Annotated in this window: 23 protein-coding genes; 8 read left to right on the forward strand and 15 right to left on the reverse strand. The window is 73.0% G+C overall.

The annotated features are described in order from the left end of the window. The first annotated feature begins 63 nt into the window (after positions 1-63). Entirely contained in the window at positions 64-1,068 is a 1,005-nt protein-coding gene (locus tag KF840_16350; GenBank protein ID MBX3026480.1) for a hypothetical protein, read from the forward strand. A gap of 51 nt (positions 1,069-1,119) precedes the next feature. On the opposite strand, the gene KF840_16355 is transcribed toward KF840_16350, so the two are convergent. Then, positions 1,120-2,088 carry a substrate-binding domain-containing protein gene (locus tag KF840_16355; GenBank protein ID MBX3026481.1) on the reverse strand — a complete coding sequence of 323 codons (969 nt, stop codon included), beginning with the start codon at positions 2,086-2,088 and terminating at the stop codon, positions 1,120-1,122. A 37-nt stretch (positions 2,089-2,125) separates the two neighbouring features. Here KF840_16355 and KF840_16360 point away from each other — a divergent pair, with 37 nt between their 5' ends. Further along, positions 2,126-2,488 carry a GxxExxY protein gene (locus KF840_16360; GenBank protein MBX3026482.1) on the forward strand — a complete coding sequence of 121 codons (363 nt, stop codon included), beginning with the start codon at positions 2,126-2,128 and terminating at the stop codon, positions 2,486-2,488. 352 nt (positions 2,489-2,840) lie between these two features. Beyond that, a complete protein-coding gene (locus KF840_16365; GenBank protein MBX3026483.1) occupies positions 2,841-5,165 on the forward strand; it encodes a PAS domain-containing protein in 2,325 nt (774 codons plus the stop codon). On the opposite strand, the gene KF840_16370 is transcribed toward KF840_16365, so the two are convergent. After that, complete coding sequence (locus KF840_16370; GenBank protein ID MBX3026484.1) at positions 5,152-5,898, reverse strand: hypothetical protein; 747 nt, start codon at positions 5,896-5,898, stop codon at positions 5,152-5,154. The genes KF840_16365 and KF840_16370 overlap by 14 nt on opposite strands. A gap of 263 nt (positions 5,899-6,161) precedes the next feature. On the opposite strand from KF840_16370, the gene KF840_16375 reads away from it, so the two are divergent. Both KF840_16375 and KF840_16380 read left to right on the forward strand, forming a co-directional pair. After that, positions 6,162-7,688 carry a wax ester/triacylglycerol synthase family O-acyltransferase gene (locus KF840_16375; GenBank protein MBX3026485.1) on the forward strand — a complete coding sequence of 509 codons (1,527 nt, stop codon included), beginning with the start codon at positions 6,162-6,164 and terminating at the stop codon, positions 7,686-7,688. 222 nt (positions 7,689-7,910) lie between these two features. Further along, positions 7,911-8,450 (forward strand): transposase, encoded by a 540-nt coding sequence (locus KF840_16380; protein MBX3026486.1) that lies wholly within the window; start codon positions 7,911-7,913, stop codon positions 8,448-8,450. A 39-nt stretch (positions 8,451-8,489) separates the two neighbouring features. Here the strand turns inward: KF840_16380 and KF840_16385 are convergent, their stop codons facing one another. The 3 genes from KF840_16385 to glpK form a co-directional block, all read right to left on the reverse strand. Next, positions 8,490-9,458 (reverse strand): ABC transporter permease, encoded by a 969-nt coding sequence (locus KF840_16385; GenBank protein ID MBX3026487.1) that lies wholly within the window; start codon positions 9,456-9,458, stop codon positions 8,490-8,492. 26 nt (positions 9,459-9,484) lie between these two features. Next, the gene (locus KF840_16390; GenBank protein MBX3026488.1) at positions 9,485-10,924 is read right to left on the reverse strand and encodes a sugar ABC transporter ATP-binding protein; all 1,440 of its coding nucleotides are present in this window, start codon (positions 10,922-10,924) and stop codon (positions 9,485-9,487) included. Between the two features lie 93 nt (positions 10,925-11,017). Then, the gene (glpK, locus tag KF840_16395; protein ID MBX3026489.1) at positions 11,018-12,499 is read right to left on the reverse strand and encodes a glycerol kinase GlpK; all 1,482 of its coding nucleotides are present in this window, start codon (positions 12,497-12,499) and stop codon (positions 11,018-11,020) included. Positions 12,500-12,626: 127 nt separating this feature from the next. Between glpK and KF840_16400 the strand changes: the two genes are divergently transcribed. Both KF840_16400 and KF840_16405 read left to right on the forward strand, forming a co-directional pair. Next, entirely contained in the window at positions 12,627-13,544 is a 918-nt protein-coding gene (locus tag KF840_16400; GenBank protein MBX3026490.1) for an AAA family ATPase, read from the forward strand. Beyond that, entirely contained in the window at positions 13,534-14,637 is a 1,104-nt protein-coding gene (locus KF840_16405) for an AAA family ATPase (protein MBX3026491.1), read from the forward strand. The genes KF840_16400 and KF840_16405 overlap by 11 nt, the downstream gene beginning before the upstream one ends. Before the next feature lie 24 nt (positions 14,638-14,661). On the opposite strand, the gene KF840_16410 is transcribed toward KF840_16405, so the two are convergent. Then, a complete protein-coding gene (locus KF840_16410) occupies positions 14,662-15,051 on the reverse strand; it encodes a hypothetical protein (protein MBX3026492.1) in 390 nt (129 codons plus the stop codon). Between the two features lie 40 nt (positions 15,052-15,091). On the opposite strand from KF840_16410, the gene KF840_16415 reads away from it, so the two are divergent. Next, complete coding sequence (locus KF840_16415; protein MBX3026493.1) at positions 15,092-15,337, forward strand: hypothetical protein; 246 nt, start codon at positions 15,092-15,094, stop codon at positions 15,335-15,337. 33 nt (positions 15,338-15,370) lie between these two features. Here the strand turns inward: KF840_16415 and KF840_16420 are convergent, their stop codons facing one another. The 9 genes from KF840_16420 to ftsZ all read right to left on the reverse strand — a co-directional run bounded on the left by KF840_16420 (position 15,371) and on the right by ftsZ (position 24,278). Further along, positions 15,371-15,754, reverse strand: coding sequence for a holo-ACP synthase (locus tag KF840_16420; protein MBX3026494.1), 384 nt, complete (start codon positions 15,752-15,754; stop codon positions 15,371-15,373). Positions 15,755-16,300: 546 nt separating this feature from the next. Further along, a complete protein-coding gene (locus KF840_16425) occupies positions 16,301-17,578 on the reverse strand; it encodes an IS1380 family transposase (GenBank protein ID MBX3026495.1) in 1,278 nt (425 codons plus the stop codon). A gap of 181 nt (positions 17,579-17,759) precedes the next feature. Continuing rightward, entirely contained in the window at positions 17,760-19,502 is a 1,743-nt protein-coding gene (locus tag KF840_16430) for a radical SAM protein (GenBank protein MBX3026496.1), read from the reverse strand. 94 nt (positions 19,503-19,596) lie between these two features. Then, the gene (locus KF840_16435; protein ID MBX3026497.1) at positions 19,597-20,415 is read right to left on the reverse strand and encodes a TIGR03619 family F420-dependent LLM class oxidoreductase; all 819 of its coding nucleotides are present in this window, start codon (positions 20,413-20,415) and stop codon (positions 19,597-19,599) included. A 47-nt stretch (positions 20,416-20,462) separates the two neighbouring features. Next, positions 20,463-21,281: a hypothetical protein gene (locus KF840_16440; protein ID MBX3026498.1), complete on the reverse strand. Its 819-nt coding sequence runs from the start codon at positions 21,279-21,281 to the stop codon at positions 20,463-20,465. A gap of 265 nt (positions 21,282-21,546) precedes the next feature. After that, complete coding sequence (locus KF840_16445) at positions 21,547-21,951, reverse strand: VOC family protein (protein ID MBX3026499.1); 405 nt, start codon at positions 21,949-21,951, stop codon at positions 21,547-21,549. Positions 21,952-22,011: 60 nt separating this feature from the next. Beyond that, on the reverse strand, positions 22,012-22,551 hold the full coding sequence (locus KF840_16450) for a MerR family transcriptional regulator (protein MBX3026500.1): 540 nt from the start codon (positions 22,549-22,551) through the stop codon (positions 22,012-22,014). Beyond that, positions 22,552-22,758: a hypothetical protein gene (locus KF840_16455; GenBank protein MBX3026501.1), complete on the reverse strand. Its 207-nt coding sequence runs from the start codon at positions 22,756-22,758 to the stop codon at positions 22,552-22,554. Positions 22,759-23,012: 254 nt separating this feature from the next. Continuing rightward, positions 23,013-24,278, reverse strand: coding sequence for a cell division protein FtsZ (ftsZ, locus tag KF840_16460; GenBank protein ID MBX3026502.1), 1,266 nt, complete (start codon positions 24,276-24,278; stop codon positions 23,013-23,015).

The following is a 24,278-nucleotide window of genomic DNA, read 5'->3' on the forward strand; positions in this document are numbered from 1 at the left end:
CGGCGGGGAAAACGCGCGCCGCGTCGGCGTGGACGACACCGCGTCGGCGGTGTAAGCGGCCCCATGGCGCGCACCGGCCGCTTCGCCGCCCTGGCCCTGCTGGTCGCGACGGCGAGCGCGGCGGTCGGCGCCGACACCACCGTGACGATCACGCGCGAGGACTACCGCGGCTGGCCCGACACCATCCGCATCGACAACGGGCGCATCGTCGCCCGCGTCGTCACCGCCGTCGGACCGCGGGTCATCGACCTGCGCGCCGCCGGCGGCGAGAACCTGTTCCACGTCCGCGACGCCGAGGCCGGCGGCCGCGACGAGCCGACCTGGATGTTCCGCGGCGGCTGGCGGCTGTGGATCGCGCCCGAGCGGCGGGACACGACCTACGTTCCGGACAACAGCCCGTGCCAGGTGGAGATCGCCGGCGATACGGTGCGCGTCACCGGCCCGCCGCAGCCGGCGGCGGGCATCCAGAAGATCGTCGAGCTGACGGCGGCGGCCGGCGAGCCCTGCCTGCGCGTCCGCTCGCGCCTGCGCAACATCGGCAGCGCGCCGCTCACCTACGCGGCCTGGAGCCTGTCGGTGATGCGCCCGGGCGGCCGCGCCGTGGTGCCGCTGGACGTCGGCCCGCTCGACGCCTTCGACGCCACCCGCAAGCTGATCCTGTGGAGCTACGCCGCGATGGCCGATCCGCGCTACCACTTCGGCGACCGGCTGGTGTCCGTGGACCAGGCGCGCGTGGCGCCGCCGCCGGCGGCGAACGCCGCCGGTCGCCGCGCCGACGAGAGCAAGATCGGCGTCGACTCCGCCCAGGGCTGGGCCGCCTATCGCCTCGGCCGCACGGTCTACGTGAAGCGCTTTCCCCACGACCCGGCCGGGCCGTACCCCGACGGCGGCGCCACCATCGAGATCTACTCCAGCGCCGAGTTCCTCGAGGTCGAGAACCTCAGCCCCCTCACCACCATCCCGCCCGGCGGCGAGCTCGTCTACCCGGAAGCGTGGTGGGTGTTCAGCGACGTCGACGACACCGACGAGGCGCTGCTCGCCCGGGTCAGATCCACCGATGGACGCTGATGGCCACAGATGAACGCCGACGGGTCGCGTCCACTTTCGACCCGTCGGCGTTCATCTGTGGCCATCGGCGTCCATCGGTGTCTCCCACTGGCGCCACTGCGCCAGATAGGCATCGAGGGTGTCGCGGGTGACGACGTCGATGCCGGAGTAGTTGAGGACCCGTGACGGCGGGTGGCCGTCGGCGAGCTGCGCGAGCAGCTTCACCGATTCCTCGCCCCAGCCGAAGTACTTCTGCCCCACCAGCAGTTGCACCTTGCCGGCGCGCAGCAGGTCGGGGGCCGGAGGGATGGTGTCGAAGGCGACCACCCTGGTCCTCGCCGGGTCCACCGGGTCGAGGGCGTTGCGGACGAACACCGGCCAGCCGCCGACCGACAGCCAGCCGTCGAGGTCGGGGTAGCGCTGGGTCGCGGAGGCGATGATCTCGGCGACGCGCACCGCGTCGTCCTTGACGTCGAACTCCTCCACCACCGTGATCTCCGGGTGGGCCGCCAGCGCGGCCCGCGCCCCGGCCAGGCGCTTCTGCAGGTTGTCGGCGCCGAGGGCGGTGATGATCGCCACCCGGCCGCGGCCGCCGAGCAGCGCCGCCAACCCCTCGCCGAGGGCGCGGCCGCCCTCGACGTCGTCGACGCCGTAGAACGCCTGCCGCCGGCTCTTCGGCGCGTCCGAGTCCCAGGTCACCACCGGGATGCCATCGGCGACGGCGCGGTCGATGGCGTCGGTCAGCAGATCGCCGTTCAGGCACGAGATGGCGATGCCGTCGACCCGCTGGGCGATGAACGACTCGAGGATCTCCTTCTGCCGGATCTCGTCCGTGCTCTCCGGCCCGCGCCACAGGATCTCGACCCCGAGCTTCTTCGCCTCCCGCTCGGCGCCGATCCGCGCGTACTCGAACACCGGGATGTGCAACGCCTTGGGAATGAACGCGAAGCGCCGCGCCCGCGGCCCCTCCGCCGGCCGCGAACAGCCGGCGAGGAGGACGACGAGGAGAATGGTGACGAGCAGCGGTCGGTTGTTGGGCACGGATTAACGAAACACAGATAGACACGGATGGCCACCGATGGACACTGATGCGCTGACCAGCAGGATCATTGGATGCGCCATGACGATCAGTCGGGAGCTCGGGTGCGGGTTTCTCGAGAGTGTCTATCGGCGCGCGCTGGGGCATTCGTTGTCCAAGACCGGCCTGCTGGTCGAGCCGGAGCGTCGATTCACGGTCGTGTACGACGGCGTCGTCGTCGGGGAGTACCGGGCTGACCTCGTGATCGGCGGCCAGGTGATCGTCGAGGTGAAGGCCCTGCGCGCCATCGAGCCCGCGCACCACGCACAACTCCTCAACTATCTGAAGGCGGCGCGCCTGCGAGTCGGCCTGCTTCTGAACTTCGGAACGCCCCGCCTGGGCATCAAACGCATGGTGATGTGAGCGCGCCCTCCGTGTTCATCGGTGGCCATCGGCGTCCATCGGTGTCTCGGGCCGGCGCCGGGCGAGACACGCGTTGCCTCAGAACGGATGGCCACCGATGGACACTGATGCGCTGACCAGCAGGATCATTGGATGCACCATGACGATCAGTCGGGCCGCTCGTGATCGGCGGCCAGGTGGTAAGCGCATGGTGATGTGAGCGCGCCCTCCGTGTTCATCGGTGGCCATCGGCGTCCATCGGTGTCTCGGGCCGGCGCCGGGCGAGACACGCGTTGCCTCAAAATCCGCTAGCAGAATCCCCGTAGGCCGAGCCCGGCGATCGTGCTATCGGGGCCTTCGCGGGATCGACGTGGTGAGGCAAGCGACACGGCGACTGACGGGGCGACGGCAACTGGCCGGTTATCTGCTCGCGCTGCTCGGCAGTGGCGCCATCGTCGGCCTGCGGGCGGTGCTGGGCGGCAGCTTCGCCCACAATCCGGCGCTCAACCTCTTCCTGATCCCGGTGATGCTGTCCGCCTATGTCGGCGGGCTCGCGCCCGGCCTGTTCGCCACCGCGCTCGTCGCCGTCGTCACGCGCTGGTTCTTCCTCGTTCCGCTGCGCGACCTGGCGCTCGAACGCCCGGGCGACGAATTGCGCTGGCTGGTGCTGGTCGGCGGGTCGCTCCTCGTCTGCGCCCTCACCGAGGCGCTGCAGCGGGCTCGCTGGCGAGCCGAATTGGCGTTGCGCGAGGAGGCGGCCCTGCGCGCGCAGGTGGCCGGCGTCGCGGCATCGATGCCCGGCCTCCTCAGCACCTTCCGGCTGCGCCCCGACGGCACTGGCGACATGCCGTACAACAGCCCGCGCTTCCGCGAGATCTACGGCATCGACCCGGCGCTGGTCGTCCACGATGCCGCGCCGCTCCTGGCGCTGATCGACCCCGAGGACGCGCCCGCGGTCAGCGACAGTCTGATCGAATCGGGCCGGACGATGAAGCCCTGGCACGTGCGGTACCGCATCCACCATCCCGAGCGCGGCGTGCGCTGGCTCGAGACCTGGTCGATGCCGACCCGCGAGGCGGACGGCAGCCTGTTGTGGTCCGGCTACGTGGTCGACGTCACCGACCGCATCCGCCTCGAGCAGGCGTTGCGCGAGGGCGAGGAGCGCCTGACCCTGGCCCTGGAGGCGACCCGGACCGGGGTGTGGGAGTGGAACGTCGACTCCAACGCGGTGTTCTGGTCCTCGATGTGCTTCGCCATCACCGGCGTCGACAACTTCGCCGGCGACTTCGCCGCCTTCGCCCGCCTGCTCCACCCCGACGACGCGGAGCGGGTCACCGACGCCATTCAGGGCGCCGTGGCGGCGCGCTCGTCGTTCCAGGCCGAATTCCGCATCGTCCGCCCGGACGGCGAGGTCCGCTGGCTGCACAACCTCGGGCGCACCGAGTGCGATGGCGAGGGGCGGCCGCGGCGGATGATCGGCACGGTGCGCGACATCACCGAGGCCAAACGCGCCGAGGAGTCGCGCCTGCGCTCGCAGAAGCTGGAGGCGCTCGGCACCCTGTCCGGCGGCATCGCCCACGACTTCAACAACATCCTGCTGGCGATCAACGGCAACGCCCGGCTCGCCGCCGCCGATCTGCCGCCCCACCATCCGGCCCAGGAGAGCCTGGCGCAGATCGCCCGCGCCGGGACGCGCGCCGCCGACCTGGTGCGGCAGATCGTCGCCTTCAGCCGCGCCGAGGCGCCGCGGCGCGAGCGCATCGACGTCGGCGCCGTGGTCGGCGAGGCGATCCAGCTCGTGCGCTCGATCCTGCCGCCGCTGGTGGAGGTGTCCAGCCACGCCGAGCCGGGGCTGCCGCCGGTCGTCGCCGATTCGACCCAGGTGCACGAGGTGGTCGTCAATCTCGCCACCAACGCCGCCGACGCGATCGGGCCGGCCGGCGGCCGCATCGAGTTTCGCCTCGACGCCGTCGCGCTCGACGACGCCCACGCCGATCGCGCCCTCGGCCTGCCGCCCGGGCGCTACGTGCGCCTGCAGGCGCGCGACACCGGCCACGGCATGGCGCCGGCCGTCGTCGAGCGCATCTTCGACCCGTTCTACACCACCAAGGGCCCGGGCGGCGGCACCGGCCTCGGGCTCTCGGTCGTCCACGGCATCGTCGCCGGCTGTGGCGGCGCGATCGCCGTCGACACGGCGCCCGGCCAGGGCACGACGTTCCGCATCTACCTCCCTGCGGCGGCCCGCGAGCGCGCCGCCGCCGCCCCCCGCCCGGCACCGGCGGCGCGCGGCGCCGGCGAGCGGGTGTTGTACGTCGACGACGACGAGATGCTGGTGGTCCTGATCAGCCGCGTCCTCGGCAAGCTCGGCTACCAGGTGAGCGGCTACCGCGACCCCACCCAGGCGCTGCGCGACCTGCGGGCCAACCCCGACCTGTGCGACGCCGTCGTCACCGATCTCTCGATGCCCGGCATGTCCGGGATCCGCCTCGCCCGCGAGCTGCTGGCGCTTCGCCCCGACCTGCCGGTCCTGATGACCACCGGCTACGTGCGCGCCGGCGACGAGGCGGCGGTGCGCGAGGCCGGCGTGCGGGCGCTGATCCTCAAGCCGAACACCGTCGACGAGCTCGGCAGCGCGCTCGACGCGGTGCTGCGCGGGCAGCGGGCCGCGCCGGCTGCGGCCGCGGTCAGCAGCCGCTGATCACGTCGTTCACCGCCTCGATCAGCTCGCCGATGGTCACCGCGCCGTCGCCGTTGGCATCGGCCGTCGGACACTGGGCGAGCGGCAGATTACCGAGGGCGATGTTGACGGCGAGGATCACCTCGTTCACCGCCACCACGCCGTCGCCGCTGCAGTCGGCGACGCAGCGGCGCGGCGCGGCCGTCGGCGTCGGCGACGGCGTCGGCTGGTTGGGGGCGTCGCTGATGACGATCGCGCCGTCCACGGGCGTCACCGGCAGCTCGTGGCCGGTGGCGTCGCCCAGCAGGGAGAAGGCGATGGTGAGCGGCGCCGGCGAGTCCATGGCGTCGGCCAGGATCTGGAAGTCGCAGGTGGCGAGATCGCCGTCGCCGAGCGGCGGCGGCGCCGACGGTCCGGTGCGGCGATAGATCTCCACCGTGACCCTGCCCTCGCGCGGCAATCTGCCGCCGAGCGCGTGCGTCGCCGCGAGGCGCGGCGCGATGGCGCAGGTGGTCTTCACCGGCGGCTGGAAGGCGACGAGATCGGTGGGAAAGTCGATGTCGAGCGAGGCGCTGACCGCCGCCCCGTCGTCGCCGGAGAGGCGGATGACGACGGACACCGTGCCGCCGCGCAGCCCCGTGTCACCGAGCACCGCGAGCCGCGGCGTGGCCGCCCGCGCGCCGGCCGGCAGCAGCACCGCCCCCGCCAGCAGCGCCCAGGCGCCGACCCATCGCCCACCGATTCGCATCGCCATCGCTCGTCTCCTCCGCCCGCCGCGCCGAGTGCCTCGGGTTCCAGGTCTACCCGCGCGCCGCCGATGGGTCCAGGCGATTCGCCGCCGCGCTCGCCAGCGGCGGCGCGGCGGGGCTGCGCGGTCGCCTTCCGGCCCCCGCCGCGCCGGCGCGGCCAGCACCGGCCCCGCTTCCCGGTCCTCGGAACGAACGCGCGCCACCCCGTCCCGGCGCGGCGCGGCGCCGCCTGGCACGCTTGATGGATCCCTCGGCGACGGGAGGCGCCATGTCCTATTCCCACTACGATCGGCTCTCGGCGCTCGACGGCTCGTTCCTGGCGATCGAGAGCGCCGTCTCGCACATGCACGTCGGCTCGGTCGGCCTCTTCGATGCCAAACCGCTGCGCGGCGCCCACGGCGGCGGCCTCGACCAGCCGCGGATCATGGCCGCCTGCGAGGCAAGCGCGGCGCACAACCCGCGCTTCCGCCAGAAGCTCGCCTTCGTGCCGCTGTTCGACAGCCCGGTGTGGATCGACGACGAGCGCTTCAACCTCCACTACCACATCCGCTTCACCGCCCTCCCGGCGCCGGGCGACGTGCGCCAGCTCAAGCGCCTCGCCGGGCGGATCATGTCGACCCAGCTCGACCGCGGCAAACCGCTGTGGGAGATCTGGTTCGTCGAGGGGGTCGAGGGCGACCGCGTCGCCATCATCAGCAAGGCGCACCACTGCATGATCGACGGCGTCTCCGGCGTCGACCTGATGGCGTCGATGATGTCGCCGCTCGCCGAGACGCCCGCCGCGGCGCCCGCGCACTGGGTGCCGCGGCCGGCGCCGTCGCCGGCGCGGCTGCTGCTCGACGAGGCGCGGCGGCGGGCCGCGGCGCCGCTGCTGGCAATCGATGCGGCGCGCGAGCTGGCGCGGGCGCCGCTCGAGAGCCTGCGCGGCGCCGTCCGGGCAGCCAGCGGCCTGGCCGAAGCGGTCACCGCCGGGCTGACGCCGGCGTCGCCGACGCCGCTCAACGGCGACATCGGCCCGCACCGCCGCTTCGACTGGACCCGCCTCGACCTCGAGACCGTCAAGGCGGTCAAGCACGCCCTCGGCGGCACCCTGAACGACGTCGTGCTGGCGATCGTCGCCGGCGCCATGCGCCGCTTCCTGCGCGCCCGCGGCGAGCGGGTCGCGGCGCTCGACTTCCGCGTCATGGTGCCGGTCAACGTCCGCGCCGCCGACCAGCAGGGCGCGCTCGGCAACCGGGTCTCGTTCCTCATGACCCGGCTGCCGCTCGGCGAGCGCGATCCGCGCCAGCGGCTGCGCGCCGTGATCGAGACGACGCAGCGCCTGAAGGGCTCGCGCCAGGCGCAGGGAGCCCAGCTCCTGGAGGAGATCAGCGACCACACCTTCGCCTCGCTGTTCATCCAGATGGCCCGCCTGGGCGCGCAGTCGCGCTCCTACAACATGGTCGTGACCAACGTGCCGGGGCCGCCGTTCCGCGTCTACTTCCTCGGCTCGCCGCTGCGCGAGGTCTACCCGCTGGTGCCGCTGTTCGAGAACCAGGGCCTCGGCATCGCGCTGTTCAGCTACGACGGCGGCCTCTACTGGGGCTTCAACGCCGATTGGGACGCGGTCCCCGACCTGCACGACGTGGTCGGCGACGTCGAGCACGAGCTGCGCCTGCTCGCCGACGCCGCCGGCGCGACCGCCCGCGCCGCGGCGCCGTCCGCGGCCCGGCCGCCGCGGCGGACGGCGCGCGCCCCACGCCGCCATCCGCCGCCGCCCCGCAAGCGCCGCCCCAGCCGGGCAGCGCGGCGCTGACCGCCGGCGCCCTTCCGCTCGCCTCCGCCGGCGCTGCGAACACCCCCCCTGGGACCGCGGGCGTCTCGCCCGCAGCGGCAGCGCGCCCCTTGCAAGCGGCGCCGCCCGCCCTCCCGCCTGCCTCCGCCGGCGCTGCCCTACGGGCGAGACGCCCGCGGTCCCAGATGCATGCATGCGGCGCACGCATTGCGCCGTGAGCCCGAATTGCAGCACCTCTCGGGCATGCCGGAGCGCCATCGAGGCTGGCACGAGCGAGGATACCTGCCGCATTTCGACGCCGCCGACACAGCGCAGGCGATCACCTATCGGCTCGCCGATGCGCTGCCCCGCCACGTTCAGCACGACCGTCGGCGAGCGCAGTCGGTCCTCGATCGCGGGCGCGGCAACTGCATTCTGCAGCGCCCCGAGGTGGCGCGCGAAGTGATCGATGCCTGGCGGTACTTCGATGGCATCCGATACCGCCTGCACGCATGGGTGGTCATGCCGAATCACGTGCACGTGGTCGCCACGATACTCGCCGGCCACGCACTCTCCCGAACCGTGCACTCGTGGAAGTCGTTCACCGCCCATCGCATCCGTGCCCGCACCCGCCAGAGGGGTCGAATCTGGCATCCTGACTACTGGGACCGGTTCATCCGCGACGACGAGCACTTCCGCACCGCCGTCGAGTATGTGGAGTACAATCCGGTACTGGCCGGCCTGGCGCGGAGGCCCGAGCAATGGCTCTTCAGCTCAGCCTACCACGGCGCTGGCGCAGCGTGACGATCATGTCCACGGCCCGCTCGGGTGGCCGTCGGTCGGTCACTCGCGAGACCGCGCGCCGCCGCGGTTGGCCACCCGGTCCATCACCACGATCACCAGGACGGCGACGCCGAGGATGAGGCGGTCGGCGAAGGTGCCGCCGGGGATCTGCGCCAGGGCGTTGCGCAGGACGCCGAAGATCAGCGCGCCGAGGACGGCGCCGACCACCGAGGCGCGGCCGCCCGACAACGACGCGCCGCCGACCACGGCGGCGGCGATGATGTCGAGCTCGTAGCCGCTCGCCAGGTCCGCCTTGCCCTGCCCCTGCACCACCGCGAGCACGACGCCCGACACGGCGGCGAGGGCGCCGCCGGTGACGTAGACGAAGACCTTGACGCGATCGACGCGCACGCCGGCGTAGCGGGCGGCGGTCTCGTTGCCGCCGGTCGCCAGGATGTGACGGCCGAGCGCGGTGCGCGTCATCAGCGCCTGGAAGACGACGGCGAGGACGATCATCAGCGTCCCCGGCCAGGCGGCGAGCGGAATGCCGAGCGGCGCCGTGCCGGCGGCGAGCCAGCGCGACAGGTCGTAGAACCGGCCCTCGGTGATCAGGAACGCGAGGCCGCGCGCGATGCCCATGGTGCCGAGCGTGGCGATGAACGGCGGCAGCCGGGCGCCGACCACCAGCGCCGCCGCCAGGGCGCCGCTCAGCACCCCGACGCTCAGCCCGGCCGCCGTCGCCGCCGGCAGCGGCCACTGCGCCTCGACGAACAGCGCGCCGGTCACCACCGACGCCAACGCCATCACCGCGCCCGGGGCCAGGTCGATGCCGCCGGCGCCGATGATCATCGCCGCGCCGATGGCGCTGATGCCGTAGATGCCCGAGTACTTGAAGATCAGGGCGACGTTCTCGGCGTTGGCGAAGGTGTGCGCCGCCCCCGGCCGCCAGAGGATGGCGGTGAAGACGAGGAACTCGGCGACGAGGATGATCGCCGCCGACCAGCCGGGCACCACGCGAAGACCTTGCACCGCAGAGACGCGGAGCCGCGGCGGGCTCATGGTCGGACCGAAGCCTCCGCGCCGCTGCGTCGCTGCGGTGAAGCCTTCTGACCAGTGATCGCGGCCACCACCACGGCCTCGCCGCATCCTCGCGCGTCGAATTCACCCACCGCTTCGCCGGCGTAGAGGGCGACGATGCGGTCGCACAGGCGCAGCAGCTCGGGGAGGTCGCTCGAGGCCAGCAGGACGGCGGCGCCGGCGGCGGCGAGGCCGCGCACCTGAGTGTGGATGTCGGCCTTGGCGCCGACGTCGACGCCGGCGGTCGGCTCGTCGAGCAGCAGCAGGCCGCGGCCGCGGCGCAGGGCGCGGGCCAGCAGCGCCTTCTGCTGGTTGCCGCCGGAGAGCGAGGCGATCGGCGCCTCGGGACCGGCGGCGCGAATCGCCAGGCGGGCCATCCAGTCGCGCGTCGCCTGCCGTTCACCGGCGTGGTCGAGTCGCCACGCCGCCGCCGGCAGGAAGACGTTCTCGCGCAGGCCGAACGTCGGCACCAGGCCGGTGCGGGCGCGATCCTCGCCGAGCAGCACCGGCGGCACGGCGCAGGTCATCGTGCCGGCGGTGCGCGCGCGGATGCCGGCGACGCACTCGAGCAGGGCGCTGCGCCCGGCGCCGAGCAGTCCGGCGACGCCGACGATCTCGCCGGCGTGCACGCGCAGGCTGACGTCGCGCAGGCGGCCGGCGCAGAGGCCGGCGACGGCGAGCACCACCGCGCCGCGTTGGCGAGCGGCCGCCGGCGCGGCGTCGATGTCGCGCCCGACCATCATCTGCACCAGGCGCCCGGCGTCGACCTCGCTCGCCGGCGCGGTGGCGACGCGGCGGCCGTCGCGCAGCACGGTGACGCGATCGGCGAGCGCCAGCACTTCGTCCAGGCGATGGCTGACGTAGACCACGCCGGCGCCGGCCGCGCGCGCCGCGCGCACGGCGGCGAACAGGCGGGCGGCGTCCTCGGCGCCGAGCACGGCGGTCGGCTCGTCGAGGAGGAGGATGGAATCGCGGGCCTGGCGGTCCGCGCCGCCCAGCGCCCGCGCCAGTTGCACCTGCTTGCGCTGGCTGGCGGGGAGATCGCCGCAGCGCGCGGTCGGCGGGATCGCGCTGCCGATCGTCGCCAGCGCCGCCGCCGCGCCGGCGCGCATCGCGTCGCGGCGCAGCCAGCCGCACCGCCCGCGCAGCTCGGCGCCGAGGAAGATCCACTCCGCCGCCGTGCAGTCGGGCGGCAGCTCGGGATCCTGCGGCGCCCACGCCACCCGCGCCCGCGGCGCCAGCGCCAGGGCGCCCTCATCGGCGCGCCGGGCGCCGGCGATCACCCGCAGCAGCGTCGACTTGCCGGCGCCGTTCTCGCCGACCAGCGCGTGGATCTCGCCCGCCCGGAGCTCGAAGTCGACCGCGTCGAGCGCGGTCGTGCCGCCGAAGCGGACGGTGATTCCAGCCGCGGTGAGCATCGAAGAATTTTCACCGCAGAGGCGCGGAGGCGCGGAGATCTCGGATCATCGCATGACTCAGCGTCTCTGCGCCTCTGCGGTGAAGCTTCTTCGTCAACTCCCCAGCGCCCGTACCGCCGCGACGGCGCGGGTCCATCCCTTGTACAGCGCCTCGCGCCGCTCCGGGCGCAGGCGGGGCTTGAACAGGCGATCGCGTTTGCGGGCGCGCTCGAGCTTCTCGGCGTTCGGCCACAGGCCGACGCCGCGGCCGGCGAGCAGCGCGGCGCCGAGCGCGGTGGTCTCGATGATGCGCGGCCGATCGACGGTCGCCGACAGCAGGTCGGCCTGGAACTGCATGAGGAAGTCGTTGGCCGCGGCGCCGCCGTCGACGCGCAGGCCGGCGAGCGGCTTGCCGGACTCCGCCGCCATGGTGTCGACGACGTCGCGGGTCTGGTAGGCGAGCGCCTCGAGCGTCGCGCGCACGATGTGGGCGCGTTGCACGCCGCGCGTCAGGCCGACGATGGCGCCGCGCGCCGCCGCGTCCCAGTAGGGCGTCCCCAGGCCGACGAACGCCGGCACCACGTAGACGCCGAGGGTCGAGTCGACGCTGGTCGCCAGGCGCTCGCTCTCGCGCGCCGTCTTCAGCAGGCCGAGGCCGTCGCGCAGCCACTGCACGGCGGCGCCGGCGATGAACACCGAGCCCTCGAGGGCGTAGGCGGGGCGGCCGTCGACGCCGCAGGCGACGGTGGTGAGCAGCCCCTTCCGCGAGGCGACCGCGGTGTCGCCGGTGAACATGAGGATGAAGCAGCCGGTGCCGTAGGTGTTCTTCACCATGCCGGGGCGGAAGCACGCCTGGCCGAAGAGCGCCGCCTGCTGATCGCCGGCGATGCCGGCGATCGGCACCTCGGCGCCGAGCACGCCGGGGTCGCTGGTGGCGACGACGCCGCTCGACGCGACCAGGCGCGGCAGCACGGCGGCGGGCACGCCGAGCAGGTCGAGCAGCTCGGGATCCCAGTCGCGGCGGTGGATGTCGTAGAGCAGCGTGCGCGAGGCGTTGGTGTGGTCGGTGACGTGCACCCGCCCGCCGGTGAGCTGCCAGATCAGCCAACTGTCGATGGTGCCGAAGGCGAGGTCGCGGCCGCGCAGGCGGCGCACGTGGTCGAACAGCCAGCGCAGCTTGGTGCCGGAGAAGTAGGCGTCGACCACCAGCCCGGTCTTGGCGCGCACCATCGCCTCGGCGCCGTCGGCCTTCAGCCGCGCGCAGGCATCGGCGGTCCGCCGGTCCTGCCAGACGATGGCGCGGTGCACCGGCGTGCCGGTCTTGCGGTCCCACAGCACCGTCGTCTCGCGCTGGTTGGTGATGCCGAGCGCCGCCAGGTCCGCCGCCTTCACCCTGGCGGCGCGCAGCGCCTGGCGCATGACCCTGAGGCTGACGCTCCAGATCTCCAGCGGGTCGTGCTCGACCCAGCCCGGCTTGGGAAAGTGCTGGGTGAGCTCGCCGTAGGCGCGGCCGCGCACCGCCCCCGCTTCGTCGAAGACGATGGCGGTGCTGCCCGTGGTGCCCTGGTCGATGGCGAGGATGAAGCGGCGCGGCATGGCGTCCCCCGGAAGCGGCGAGCACCATACGGCGGTGGTACCGGCCTTTCAAACGCGGCGGCGCGGGCACCAAGCGGCCGTTGCCGCCGGCCCTTGAACGGAGCCGCGCGGCTCGTAGAATCCGCCGATGCCCGCCGCCCAACTCCGCTTCGTCACCGGCAAGGGGGGCGTCGGCAAGACCACGGTGGCGGCGGCGTTGGCGGTGCGTCTGGCGGCGCGCGGGCAACGGGTGCTGCTGGTCGAGACGGCGGCGGACCGCAGTCTGGCGGCGGCCTTCGGCACCGGGGAGCTCACCGCCGAGCCGCTGGTGATCGAGGGCACGCTGTCGGCGGTGCGCATCGAGCAGCGGGCGCTGGTCGAATCGTACTTCCGCCGCCTGCTGCGGCTGCCCTTCCTGGCCCGCCGGCTCTTCGCCAGCGCGACCTTCCAGGCGGTGGCGGCGGCGGCGCCGGGGGTGATCGAGTTCGTCGTCCTCGAGCATCTCCTGCACTGGACCGAGCCGGGGCGTTTCAGCCGCCGCGCCGCCTACGATGCGGTGATCGTCGACGGCCCCGCCAGCGGCCACGCGGTGCGCTGGCTGCGCACGCCGCGGCAGCTCGGGCGGCTGGTGCCGGCGGGACCGATCGCGTCCAGCATCGGCCGCCTGCAGGCGCTGCTCGAGGACGCGCGCCGCACCCGCGTCGTGCTGGTGGCGATCCCCGACGAGATGGCGGTCGCCGAGCTGCTCGAGACGCGGCGCGCGCTGGCGCCGCTCGGCGTCGCGCTCGCCGCGCCGGTGCTCAATCGCGTCTGGCGGAAGCGTTTCAACGCCGCCGAGGCGGCGGCGATCGCGGCCCGCGCCGCGGACGACCCGCTGGTCGCGGCGGCGCGGCTGGCCATCGCCGCCCGGCGCGAGGCCGAGCAGCACCTGGCGCGGCTACGGCGCGAGACCGGCACGGCGCCGATCGCGCTGCCGGAGCGGCCGGCGGCGGCGATCGACGCCGCCGCGCTGGCGGCGTTCGGCCGCGCGCTGGCGCCGCTCGCGGAGGACGCCGATGGCGCGTGAAGGGGCGCTGCGCGCCGACGCGGCCGGGCTCGCCCGGCTGCTGGCGCAGCGGCTGATCGTCTGCGTCGGCACCGGCGGGGTCGGCAAGACCACCACGGCCGCGACGCTGGCCCTCGCGGCGGCGCGGCGCGGCCGGCCGACCGCGGTGATCACGGTCGATCCGTCGCGTCGCCTCAAGGACGCGCTCGGTCTCGACGCCCTCGCCAGCGAGCCGCGCCGGGTGCCGCTGGCCGGCGCCGCGGCCCCGCTCGACGCCATGGCGCTCGACACCAAGCGCACCTTCGATCACCTGATCGCCCGCGTCGCGCCGACCCCGGAGCTGGCCGAGCGCATCCTCGCCAACCGCCTGTACCAGGAGCTGTCGAGCGAGCTCGGCGGCTCGAGCGAATACATGGCGATGGAGAAGCTGCACGAGCTGCTCGGGCTGGACCGCTACGCGCTGATCGTCGTCGACACGCCGCCCAGCGCCGACGTGCGCGAGCTGCTGAGCGCGCCGCTGCGCATGAGCGAGCTGCTCGCCTCGCAGGCGGTGCATTTCCTGAAGTCGCCGGCGTCCATCCTCGGCGGCAGCCAGGAGTCCGGCCTGGCGCGCGCCACGCTCGCCGCCGTGCTGCGCGCGCTCGAGCGCTGGACCGGGCTGCACCTGTTGAGCGAGCTGGCGGACTTCGCCGGCAGCTTCGAGCAGCTCGTCGACGGCTTCCGCGCCCGTGCCGCCGCCATCCGCGACGCGCTGCACGCCGCCGACACCAGCTTCGCGATCGTCACCTCGCCGGAGCCGAACACCGTCGCCGCCAGCCTCGACTTCGACGCCGAGCTGCGCGCCGGCGGCTATCCGGTCGCCGGCGTCATCGCCAACCGCGTCCACCGCTTTCCGCCGCTCGCCGCCACCGCCGGCGCCTGGGCGGCGCCGCCGCTGCGCGAGAAACTGCGCGCCAACTACCACGACTTCGCCGCCCTCGCCCGCCGCGACGACGACGCCCTGCGCGCGCTCGGCCGCGCCAGCGCGACGCCGCTGCTGGCGATCGTGCCGGTGCTGGAAGAGGCGCCGGCGTCGCTCGACGCCCTCTCCGCGCTCGCCGCGCGACTGTCGTGAGCCGCGCCGGGCGCGGCCCCGCGATCACGCCCGCTTGCGCGGGCGCGGCGTCTTCCTCGCCGCCGGCTGGTGCTGCGACGGGGCGTGCTGCCTGGCCGTCTCCTGCGCGGCGATCAGCCGGTCCACCTTCATGCTGAGATTGACGACGCTGCCCTGCAGCGCCTCGATCTTGGTCAGCACGCGGTGGAAATCGGCGCGCGACGGCACGTTCAGCGCCGAGAGCACCGCCTGCATGTTCTTGTCGACGGCGCGCTTGGCATCGACGGCCCGCTCCAGCGTCTTGCCGAGCTGCTGGCGCACCTTCGGGTTCTTGCCCAGCTCCTCGAGGAAGACGCCGAACACCTCCTCGCCGCGGCCGACCAGGCTGGCGAGCATCGACTGGGCCTGACTGCGCGGCGAGGGCTTGGAGGACATCGCGGCGTCGTATAGTACCGGGCCGGCAGAGGCGCAACCGGTGTCCTGGGACGTCGTGCTCGGCTACGTGACCGGGCTTCGCTTGATCAGTCCCGACATCACCGCCGCGACCCTGCTCCGCACCACCATCCTCGTCCACGTCATCGACGCCATCCTCTGCCGCCTGTTCGCCCACAACAACGGCTACTCCAAGAACCTGTGGACGACCCTCGGCTTCGTCTTCGGCATCTGGGCGGTGGCGCTGCTGCTGGTGCTGCCGAAGCGGACGAGCGCCGCGAGCGAATGAGCCGGCGGGGGCGCGCGACCCCGGCCGAACGGCTCACGCCGCTTCCGCGACCACGTGGGCCAGCGCCTGGCCCGCGGTGTGGGTCAGCGAGAGGTGCCAGCGGGTGATGCCGAGCGCGGCGGCGCGGGCCGCGGCGCCGCCGCGGAGGACCAGGCACGGCGCGCCGCGCTCGCGCACCACCTCGATGTCGCGCCACCACACCCCCTTGGCATAGCCGGTGCCGAGCGCCTTCATCACCGCCTCCTTGGCGGCGAAGCGGGCGGCGAAGCTCTCGCCGTGGCGCCGCCGCCCGGTGCAGTAGGCGATCTCGCTGGCGGTGAAGACGCGCGCGCGAAAACGCGGACCCCAGCGCGGGTGGTCGACCGCGCGCTGCACGCGCTCGACCTCGATGGCGTCGGTGCCGATGGCGACGATCATGGCAGGTTGTTCGTTGTTGGGTTGTTAGCCTTGATGCGACAAAAGACTTTCACCACGGAGGCACGGAGACACGGAGAGTACTGATCTCGAAGCCCGCCCAGTGGTCCTCCCAACGTTCATTGGAAATGGAGTGAGCAGAGGCCCGCGCCTTCGCGATGGCACCGAGCCCTCCGTGTCTCCGTGCCTCCGTGGTGAGGCGTTTTCTGTCTCATCAAGGGTAGGTGTTCGGTCTGAGGGTCCAACGCAACGCGATCTCTCTGACTGGCAACCCAACAACCTAACCCGGATTATTCACACTTTCGACGGCGCGGCCAGTGTTCGAGGCGTAAAGGGCGCCAGATGAGGTGCGGCAGAGCGGCGAGCGGGGTGTAGCGGGTCAGTGAGCGGCAAGTGCGGGTCGTAGGTAGACCGCGGATGATCCCGAGAGACGCGATGAGATCAAAGAAGCGCGCGGACGACCCGCGCACGGACATAGCACCGCCGTGCGCCCCGATCGGGGCGCCGCGGCGAGCGAGGTTGCAGCGAGGGGGAGGCGGGGGCGTGCGGCTATCCCGGCGCGCCGAGGGGGGCCATGTGGGTGAGGACGCGCTCAAACAGCGCCTGCCCCGGCCACCCGCTGGCGAGGTGGAACCACACCCGGCGCACCGAGCGGTGAACGCGGGCGCCCACTTTGAACAGACGCCCGCGCAGCGTGGCCATCGTGCTGCGGGCCAGCTCGGTCCCGACGAGCACGCGGCGGCGGAAGAGCACTGCCAGGTTGTACGCGTACGCATGCAGTTGGAGCCGGAAGGCATTGGCGCGATAGGCCGCACACGACAGCCGATCGGCGGCCAGATCGTTCTTGAGTTCCTTGATGTAGTTCTCGGCCTGCCCGCGTTGCTCGTACCAGTGGAAGATTTGCTGAGCCCGGCCGCGGCGGTTGGTCACCACGAAGCGCAGATTCCGTCCCTCGGCGGTGCGTTCGATCTTGGCCACCACGCGGCGCGGGCGGTGCCAACTGTGGGCTTGGTAGGAAAAGCTGGCATACAGCCGCACGCGCGCCCCGCGCCGTTCCCAGAGCGCTTCGGCCTTCTCGCACAGCGGCTGCACCAGGGTCTGCAGTCTGGAGTTGCGGGCAAAGCCGATCGCGTAACGCAGCCCGTGGCGCTCGGCATACGCGAGCAGATCGGGCTTGGCGAACTCCCCATCGGCGCGCAGCGCCAGCGGCTGGGCGGGACCGAAGTGGCCGCGCAGCCGCGCCAGCAACGGGCGCAGCAGCGGGATCACCTGGCGGCTCCCCATGGCGTTGCCGGGCCGCAGCCGCGAGCCCAGCAGCAGCCCGCTGCGCCCGTCGAAAATCAGCACGGGGTGATACATGTAGCCGCCGTAGTGCTGATTGAAGAACGTGAAGGGCTGCTGGCCGTGGGTCGGATCCTCGGTGGAATCTACATCCAGGATGATCTCGTCGCGCGGACCGCGCGGTTCATAGCGACACAGCCATTCGGTGCCCTGCGTCTCCAGCAGCCGGATCGACTCCCACGCGACCCCGTTCTCCAAGCGCGACAGCGTCGGCTGCGACGCCAACGCGGTCAGGCCGCGCGCCGCCACCGTGCACAGCGTCGGATCGCGCCGCAGCGCCGTCGCGTCGTTGGCGTCCTCGTAGCCGGCGGCAATTTGATACAGCCGCTGACGCAGCAGCGTCAGCAATTCGTGCTCGGTGAACCGCGTGTCGCGCGGGTCGGCGATCAACGTCGGCAATGCTGCCGTCACCCCGACCCGCTCATCGAATTCCCGCAGCAGCACCAAGCCCGCATCACTGGTGATCTCACCCCCATCGAATGCCACCGCCAGCTTCGGTGCGAATTGGAATTGGAATCCCGATCCGCTACGACACTCTGTAGCCACCGCCGCTCCTCCTCTCTGCTTCGATCAAGAGTCTCGCAGCCCTTGTCTGTAGCAGATTTCAGAGGTGCACGGTGGCTTTCTACTTTAGTAACCGTGAATAATCCGGGCTAACAACCTGCCCTCAGCACGCCGCGCAACTCCGACACGTGCTCGTATCGCACGGCGCGGTCTGCCGCGCCGCGAACGCCTTGCGGCGCTCGACCCAGAGGTAGGACTTGGCGATGCGGTGGTCGATGAAGTCCCACGGCAACAGCTCGTCCTCGCCGTAGGCGCGGTGCACGTAGGCATCGGGGTGCGGGGCGCCGTCGAGGCCGTCGCGCTGCCAGGCGCGGATGACCCGCCACCAGTCGCCGTCGGCGGCGTGCGTCGCCTCGAGGAAGCGGGCGACGCGGCGATCGCCGCGCGACAGGATGGTCTGCAGATAGGCGGCGCGCGGCGATTCGATGTCGAGCGTCAGGTTGGGAATGCGCCGCGCCGCCTGACGCAGGCGTTGCCCCTTGCCGCGCAGGCTGGCGATCGACTCCATCGGATCCCACTGGAACGGCGTCCACGGCTTGGGGACGAAGGCGTTGAGTGAGATGGTGACGCTGCCGACGCGGCGCCGGCGGGCGCCGTCGGTGAGCCGGGCGCGGATGCGTTCGGCGAGCCCGGCGATGGCGAGCACGTCGTCCTCGCTCTCGGTGGGCAGGCCGATCATGAAGTAGAGCTTGAGCTGCTGGACGCCCTCGCCCGCCATCAGGTCGGCGGCGCGCAGGATGTCCGCTTCGCTGAGATTCTTGTTGATCACCCGGCGCATGCGCTCCGATCCGGCCTCGGGCGCGACCGTGACGCTGCGGGCGCCGCCGGCGGCGAGGGCGGCGGCGAGGCGCGGCGTCACGCAGTCCGCCTTGAGCGACGACGGCGACAGGCGCCCGTCGCGCGCCGCCGCGAGCTCGGCGAGGCGGTCGACGCCGGGCACGCTCGCCATCTCGGCGCCGACCAGCCCGACGGTGCGGCGCGCGTCGAGCCCGGCGGCGACCTCGGCGGCCAGGTGTTCCGGATCGCGGCTGCGGATCGGCCGGTACATGTAGCCGGCGGCGCAGAAACGGCAGCCCCACTGGCAGCCGCGGCTGGCTTCGACCAGCACCATGTCGCCGAACACCGCCTCGTCACTGAGCACCCGCGTGGTCGTGGCGAAGCGGTTGAGATCCCAGATCAGGCGCCGCTGCACGCGCCCCGGCCCGGGGCCGTCGTGCTCGAGCGCGACGAGGGCCTCGCCGTCGTGGCGCGGCGCGAAGTGCGCCGGGACGTAGGCGCCGGCCACGCGCTCCGCGATCGCGGCCAGCAGGGCGCCGCGGTCGGCGGCGTCGCTGCCGCTCCAGGTGGCGACGAACTCGGGCACCATCTCCTCGCCCTCGCCGACCAGGAAGCAGTCGACGAAGTCGGCGATCGGCTCGGGGTTGAGGAAGATCGCCGGTCCGCCGGCGATCACCAGCGGATGCTCGGGGCCGCGCGCGTCGCGCCGCGGCGGCAGGCCGGCGAGCTCGAGCATGCGGATCAGATTGAGATAGTCGGTCTCGAACGCGATCGAGAAGGCCAGGAGGTCGCAGTCGGCGACGCGCCGCCCGCTCTCCAGGGTGCGCAGTGCGCCGCGCCCGACCACTTCGTCCTCGTCGGGGAGGAAGGCGCGCTCGCAGACGACACCCGCGGCGCGATCGAACAGCTCGTAGACCACCTGGAAGCCGAGGTTGCCCATCGCCACCGGATAGCGGTTGGCATAGGCGAGGCAGACGCGCCGGGGCGCGTCCTGTTTCTTGGCGAAGCGCGTCTCCTCGGCGGCGCGGCGCTGCCGGGCACGCGCGTCGGAGAGGGCGAGCTGCGACACGCGGAGCGAGGCTACCGGGGCCCGGCGACCGTCACAAGGGGGTGCGGCCGGCGCGCAGCGGGGCGCGCGGGGTGCGGCGCTCCACCGGCGGCGCTCATGTGCCCAGTCCGGCGCGCAACGTGGCGAGGGCGTTCACGTGGCGGTGGTACTCCGTTGTATCGCGGTACCGCGCGCCATGGATCAGGCGGGTCGCGCCGGCGGCGGCGTAGGCCTCGAGCACGGCGCGGGCCGCCGGCGGATCGTCGACGGGGAGCCGCGTCAGCACCGCGACCTGCGGCTCGGGCTTGCCGGCCTCGGCCATCAGGCGGCGGAGCGCGGCGACGTGCGGGCCCAGCTCGTCCGGCGGCATCCCCATGGGCATCCAGCCATCGCCGTAGCGGGCGGCGCGGCGCAGCGCGTGCGGCGGCGCGCCACCGACGAGGATCGGCGGCCGCGCCGGCCGCGGCCGGAAGAGGAAGCGTTGGCCGTTGAGCTCGACCTCGTCGGCGGCGAAGCAGCGAGCGAGGATCGCCAGCGTCTCGTCCGCGATGGCGCCGCGGCGGCGCCGATCGACGCCGACGGCGCGGAACTCCGGCGCCATCCAGCCGACGCCGGCCCCGAACAGCAGGCGGCCATCGGAGAGCTCCTGGATCGTCGCCAGCCACTTCGCGGTCGGGAGCGGAGGGCGATACGGCAGCACCAGCACGCCGACGCCGAGTCCGATGCGCGTCGTCGCCGCCGCGAGGAAGGCCAGGGTCGCCAGCGGATCGAGATAGCGGCCGTTCGAGCCCTCGGCGTCGTCCGGCGGAATGGCGATGTGATCGGCGACCCACAGCGCGTCCACGCCGGCATCCTCCGCCAGCCGAGCGCAGTGGCGGATCATCTCGGCCGTGGATTCCGGCCCCATGTTGCGCACGGTGATGTCGAGCTGCATGCGATTGCTCCTGTGGCGCCGACGGGCGCCTGTTGTCGTCGTCGACGTCAGAACGCGGGACGCGACGCCGGACAGCCGTCGAGGGCGCTGCGCAGCGCGGCTACCAGGTCCTCGATGGTCACCGCGCCGTCGCCACCGCGGTCGAGCGCGGGGCAGGTCGCCAGCGGCGAGGAGCCGAGGGCGATCGCGATGCCGTGAATCAGCTCGTCGATGCTGACCACCCCGTCGCCGCTGCAATCGCCGACGCACGTGCCTGGAGTGGCGGACGGCGCAGCGCTCGCGGTGTCGCCTGGGGTCGGCGCGGGAGTGTCGGTCGGCGCGGCCGCGGCGGTCGGCGGCGGCGAACCGGTGGTGGTGGCGGTCGGCGTCGCCGTGACGGTCGCGGTGGAGGACGGCGTCGCGTGCCCGGTCGACATCGCGCTCGGCGTTGCCGTCGGCGTCGGCGTCGCACCACTGGCGGCGCTGACCTCGATCACCAGCGGCTCCGAGCTGCTGGAGCGAAAGAAGAAGGTGGGACCGCCGAAGCAGAAGTGGGAGGTCTCGTAGTGGATCGACGCCTGCAGGGTGGCGCGTCCGGCCTGCAGTGCCGTCAGGCGGTAGCGGGCGTGCCCCGCGTAGGGATAGGCGTGCTCGAGCAGCTCGGCCGCGAAGACGGGCGCCGCGCCGGAGAGCGAATACATCGGCAGCCCGGCCAGACCGCCGTTGGGGCGGCCGACCTCGAGATCGAGATCGACCACGTCGCCGACCGCCGGCGCCGGCGGATCGGCCGCGAGGCGCAGATCGAGCCGCGCGCCGCTGCTGTCGCACGGCGTGCGCGTCGCCGTCGGCGTCGCCGTCAGCGCGCCCGCCGGCGCGGACGCGGTCATCACCGCCACCAGCATCGCGACAAGCGACCGCGTCGAGGCTCCGGCGGCGCCTGTTGGACGCGAGGCGCCGTCCGCCGCGCCGGTCGTGACCGGTGGCGCGGCACGCGATGTCCGCGGATCAGGCGAAGGCACGGGATCTTCCCATCGCACGGCGCTGCCGCCCGTTATTGGCAAAGGCGGCAGCGCTGGCGCAATTGGGGAAACCCCGCGGTGCGGGCGCGGCGACGGAGAAGCCCGCGGCGTCGGAGCCCGATACGCTCGCGGCTCACGCGGCGTCGATCTCCACCAATTCGACGACGTTGCGATCCGGGTCGCGGATGGCGACGGTGGTGCGCGCGCCGACCTTCAGCGGCCCCTCGGCGATCGGGATGCGGTGCTCGCGCAGCCGCTTCACCGCGTCGCCGACCGATGCGACGCGAAACGCCAAGCGCGTGTAGCCCGGATACCGCGCCGCGGCATCCATGAGGATGTTCTTGCCGTCGTTGCTGTCGTCGGCGTCGGCGATCAGCGCCAGCTCGATACCCGCGGCGTTGCGCAGCAGCGCGACGCGGCGCGCCTCGTCGCACGCCGTCGGTTCGAACCCGAGCTGGCGATAGAACGCCAGCGCGGCGGCGAGATCCGCGACGCGCAACGCGACGTGATGGACCGCCAGCAGATCGATGCTCGCCATGGCGGCGTTGCCTACCACGCAGCCGGGCGCTGGTCGACGCGGCCGCGCCCTCGACGAGCGTCAGCGGCGGCCCCCGCTCCTCGCCCAGGCGCGTATGGCCCGAAGCTCGCGATCCTCGATGCCCAGCTCGCGCAGGAATTGGTGATGCGCTCTCGGCGCCCGCAGCTCGAACTCCGCGTGCCAGCGCCGCATACCCGCCTCGTCGAGCCCGGCGCCGCGCAGCATGGCGACCCAGCCGGCGCGATCGACCGAGGTCGCGCGGCGGCGGCTCGACAGGCGGTGCACCATGCCGGCCAACAGGCGCTGCTGTGCGCGGAGGCGCACGATCTCCTCGTCGATCTCCTGCAGGCGGCGCTCCAGGATGCGCGCCGGAGGCGTTCGCGCCGGCCGCAACAGCAGGCGGATGTCGCTGACCGAGAATCCCGCCTCGCGGTAGCGGCGGATGCGTTCCAGGCGGTCCCGATCGCGCTCGCCGTAGGCGCGGTATCCGGAGGGCGTGCGCGCCGCCGGCGACAACAACCCGATACGGTCGTAGTACAGCAGGGTGCTGCGCGACAGTCCGAACGACCGCGCCAACTGCGAGATGCGATATGCGCCCACTCAGGCGCCCGCGCCGCCGCGACTGTCGCGACGCACGCGCTGGATGTTCTCGGGGGCGAGTCCGAGCCACTCCAGAAAGTGCTGATGGCCGTCCGGATGTCGGGCCTCGAAGATGGCGTGCCAGCGCTTCATGTCGGCTTCGGAAAGACCGACCTCGCGCAACATCGCGCACCAGTCATCGACCCCGACCGCGTTGTGCTGTTCCATGATCTCCTCCGTCTGGGTGCCCGCCATTGGGCACGGCGCCGACCGTAGACTGTGCACCAGTAGACGGGTCAAGCGCAGGCTCCCGCGACGTGCGGCAGCCGAGTGGAGACCGACGGCCGGCGTCAACAGCGCGGCCGGGCATCAGCGGCGCGCCCGACTCCCGAAGCGCAGGAGGGAGGAGACGCCCCCGTGTGAGCGGGCGTCTCCCTTCGTTTGGAGGGCTTGTCTGAAATCGTCGAGCGCCGGAGCGGCGCTCACTTGGCGCGGCGCAGGAACGCCGGCGATTCGTAATCGTGCTCGGTGTCCTCGTCGCCGAGGGGATCGATGGTGAACTCGGACGGCGCGTCGGGAACGGTGGCGTCGTCCTCGCAGGCCTGGATGTGCGGCTCGCCGCCCTCGTCGACGACGCGGCCGACGCGGCGCACCGGGCGGTCCAGCGCGCCGACGCGGCGGATCGACTCCGGCCCGAAGGCGCGGCCCGCGACCTGCGCCACCGGACGGCTGCCGGCGATGCTGACCACCGGCGCCGGCGTCGTCGCCGCGGCCGGTTCGGGGAGCGGCGCGGCCACCGCCGCCTCGAGGCCGAAGCCGGTGGCGATGACGGTGATGCGCAGCTCGTCGCCCATGCTCTCGTCGATCACCGCGCCGAAGATGATGTTGGCGTCCTCGTGCGCCTCTTCCTGGATGAGCGAGGAGGCGTCGTTGATCTCGTGCAGCGCGAGGTCGGCGCTGCCGGTGATGTTGATCAGCACGCCGCGGGCGCCGCGGATGCTCATGTCCTCGAGCAGCGGGCTGGAGATGGCGCGCTGCGCCGCCTCGACCGCGCGGCCCTCGCCGCGGGCGACGCCGCAGCCCATGATCGCCATGCCCATCTCCGACATGATCGTGCGCACGTCGGCGAAGTCGAGGTTGATCAGGCCGTGCACGGTGACCAGGTCGGAGATGCCGCGCACCGCCTGCAGCAGCACGTCGTCGGCGCTGCGGAAGGCGTCGAGCAGCGAGGTCTGCCGCGCCACGGTCGCCAGCAGGCGCTCGTTGGGGATGACGATCAGGGTGTCGACCGACTCCTGCAGCAGCTTGATGCCGTCCTCGGCCTGCGCGGCGCGGCGCTTGCCCTCGAAGCCGAACGGCTTGGTGACGACGCCCACCGAGAGCGCGCCGAGCTCGCGGGCGATGCGCCCGACCACCGGCGCGCCGCCGGTGCCGGTGCCGCCGCCCATGCCGGCGGTGATGAACACCATGTCGGCGCCGGCGAGCTGCTCGCGGATCGCGTCGGCGTGCTCCTCCGCGGCGGCGCGTCCGACGTCGGGCCGGGCGCCGGCGCCGAGCCCCTTGCCGAGCTGGATCTTCACCGGCGCGAGGTTGTTGGTGAGCGCCTGGGCGTCGGTGTTGCCGACGATGAACTCGACCCCGCGCAGACCGGACGCGATCATGGTGTTGACCGCGTTGCCGCCGCCGCCGCCCATGCCGATGACCTTGATGCAGGCGCCGGGGCCTTCACTGCCGACGAGCTCGATCAT

It is taken from the genome of bacterium, from assembly GCA_019637795.1.
Lineage (GTDB): Bacteria > Desulfobacterota > Binatia > HRBIN30 > CADEER01 > JAHBUY01.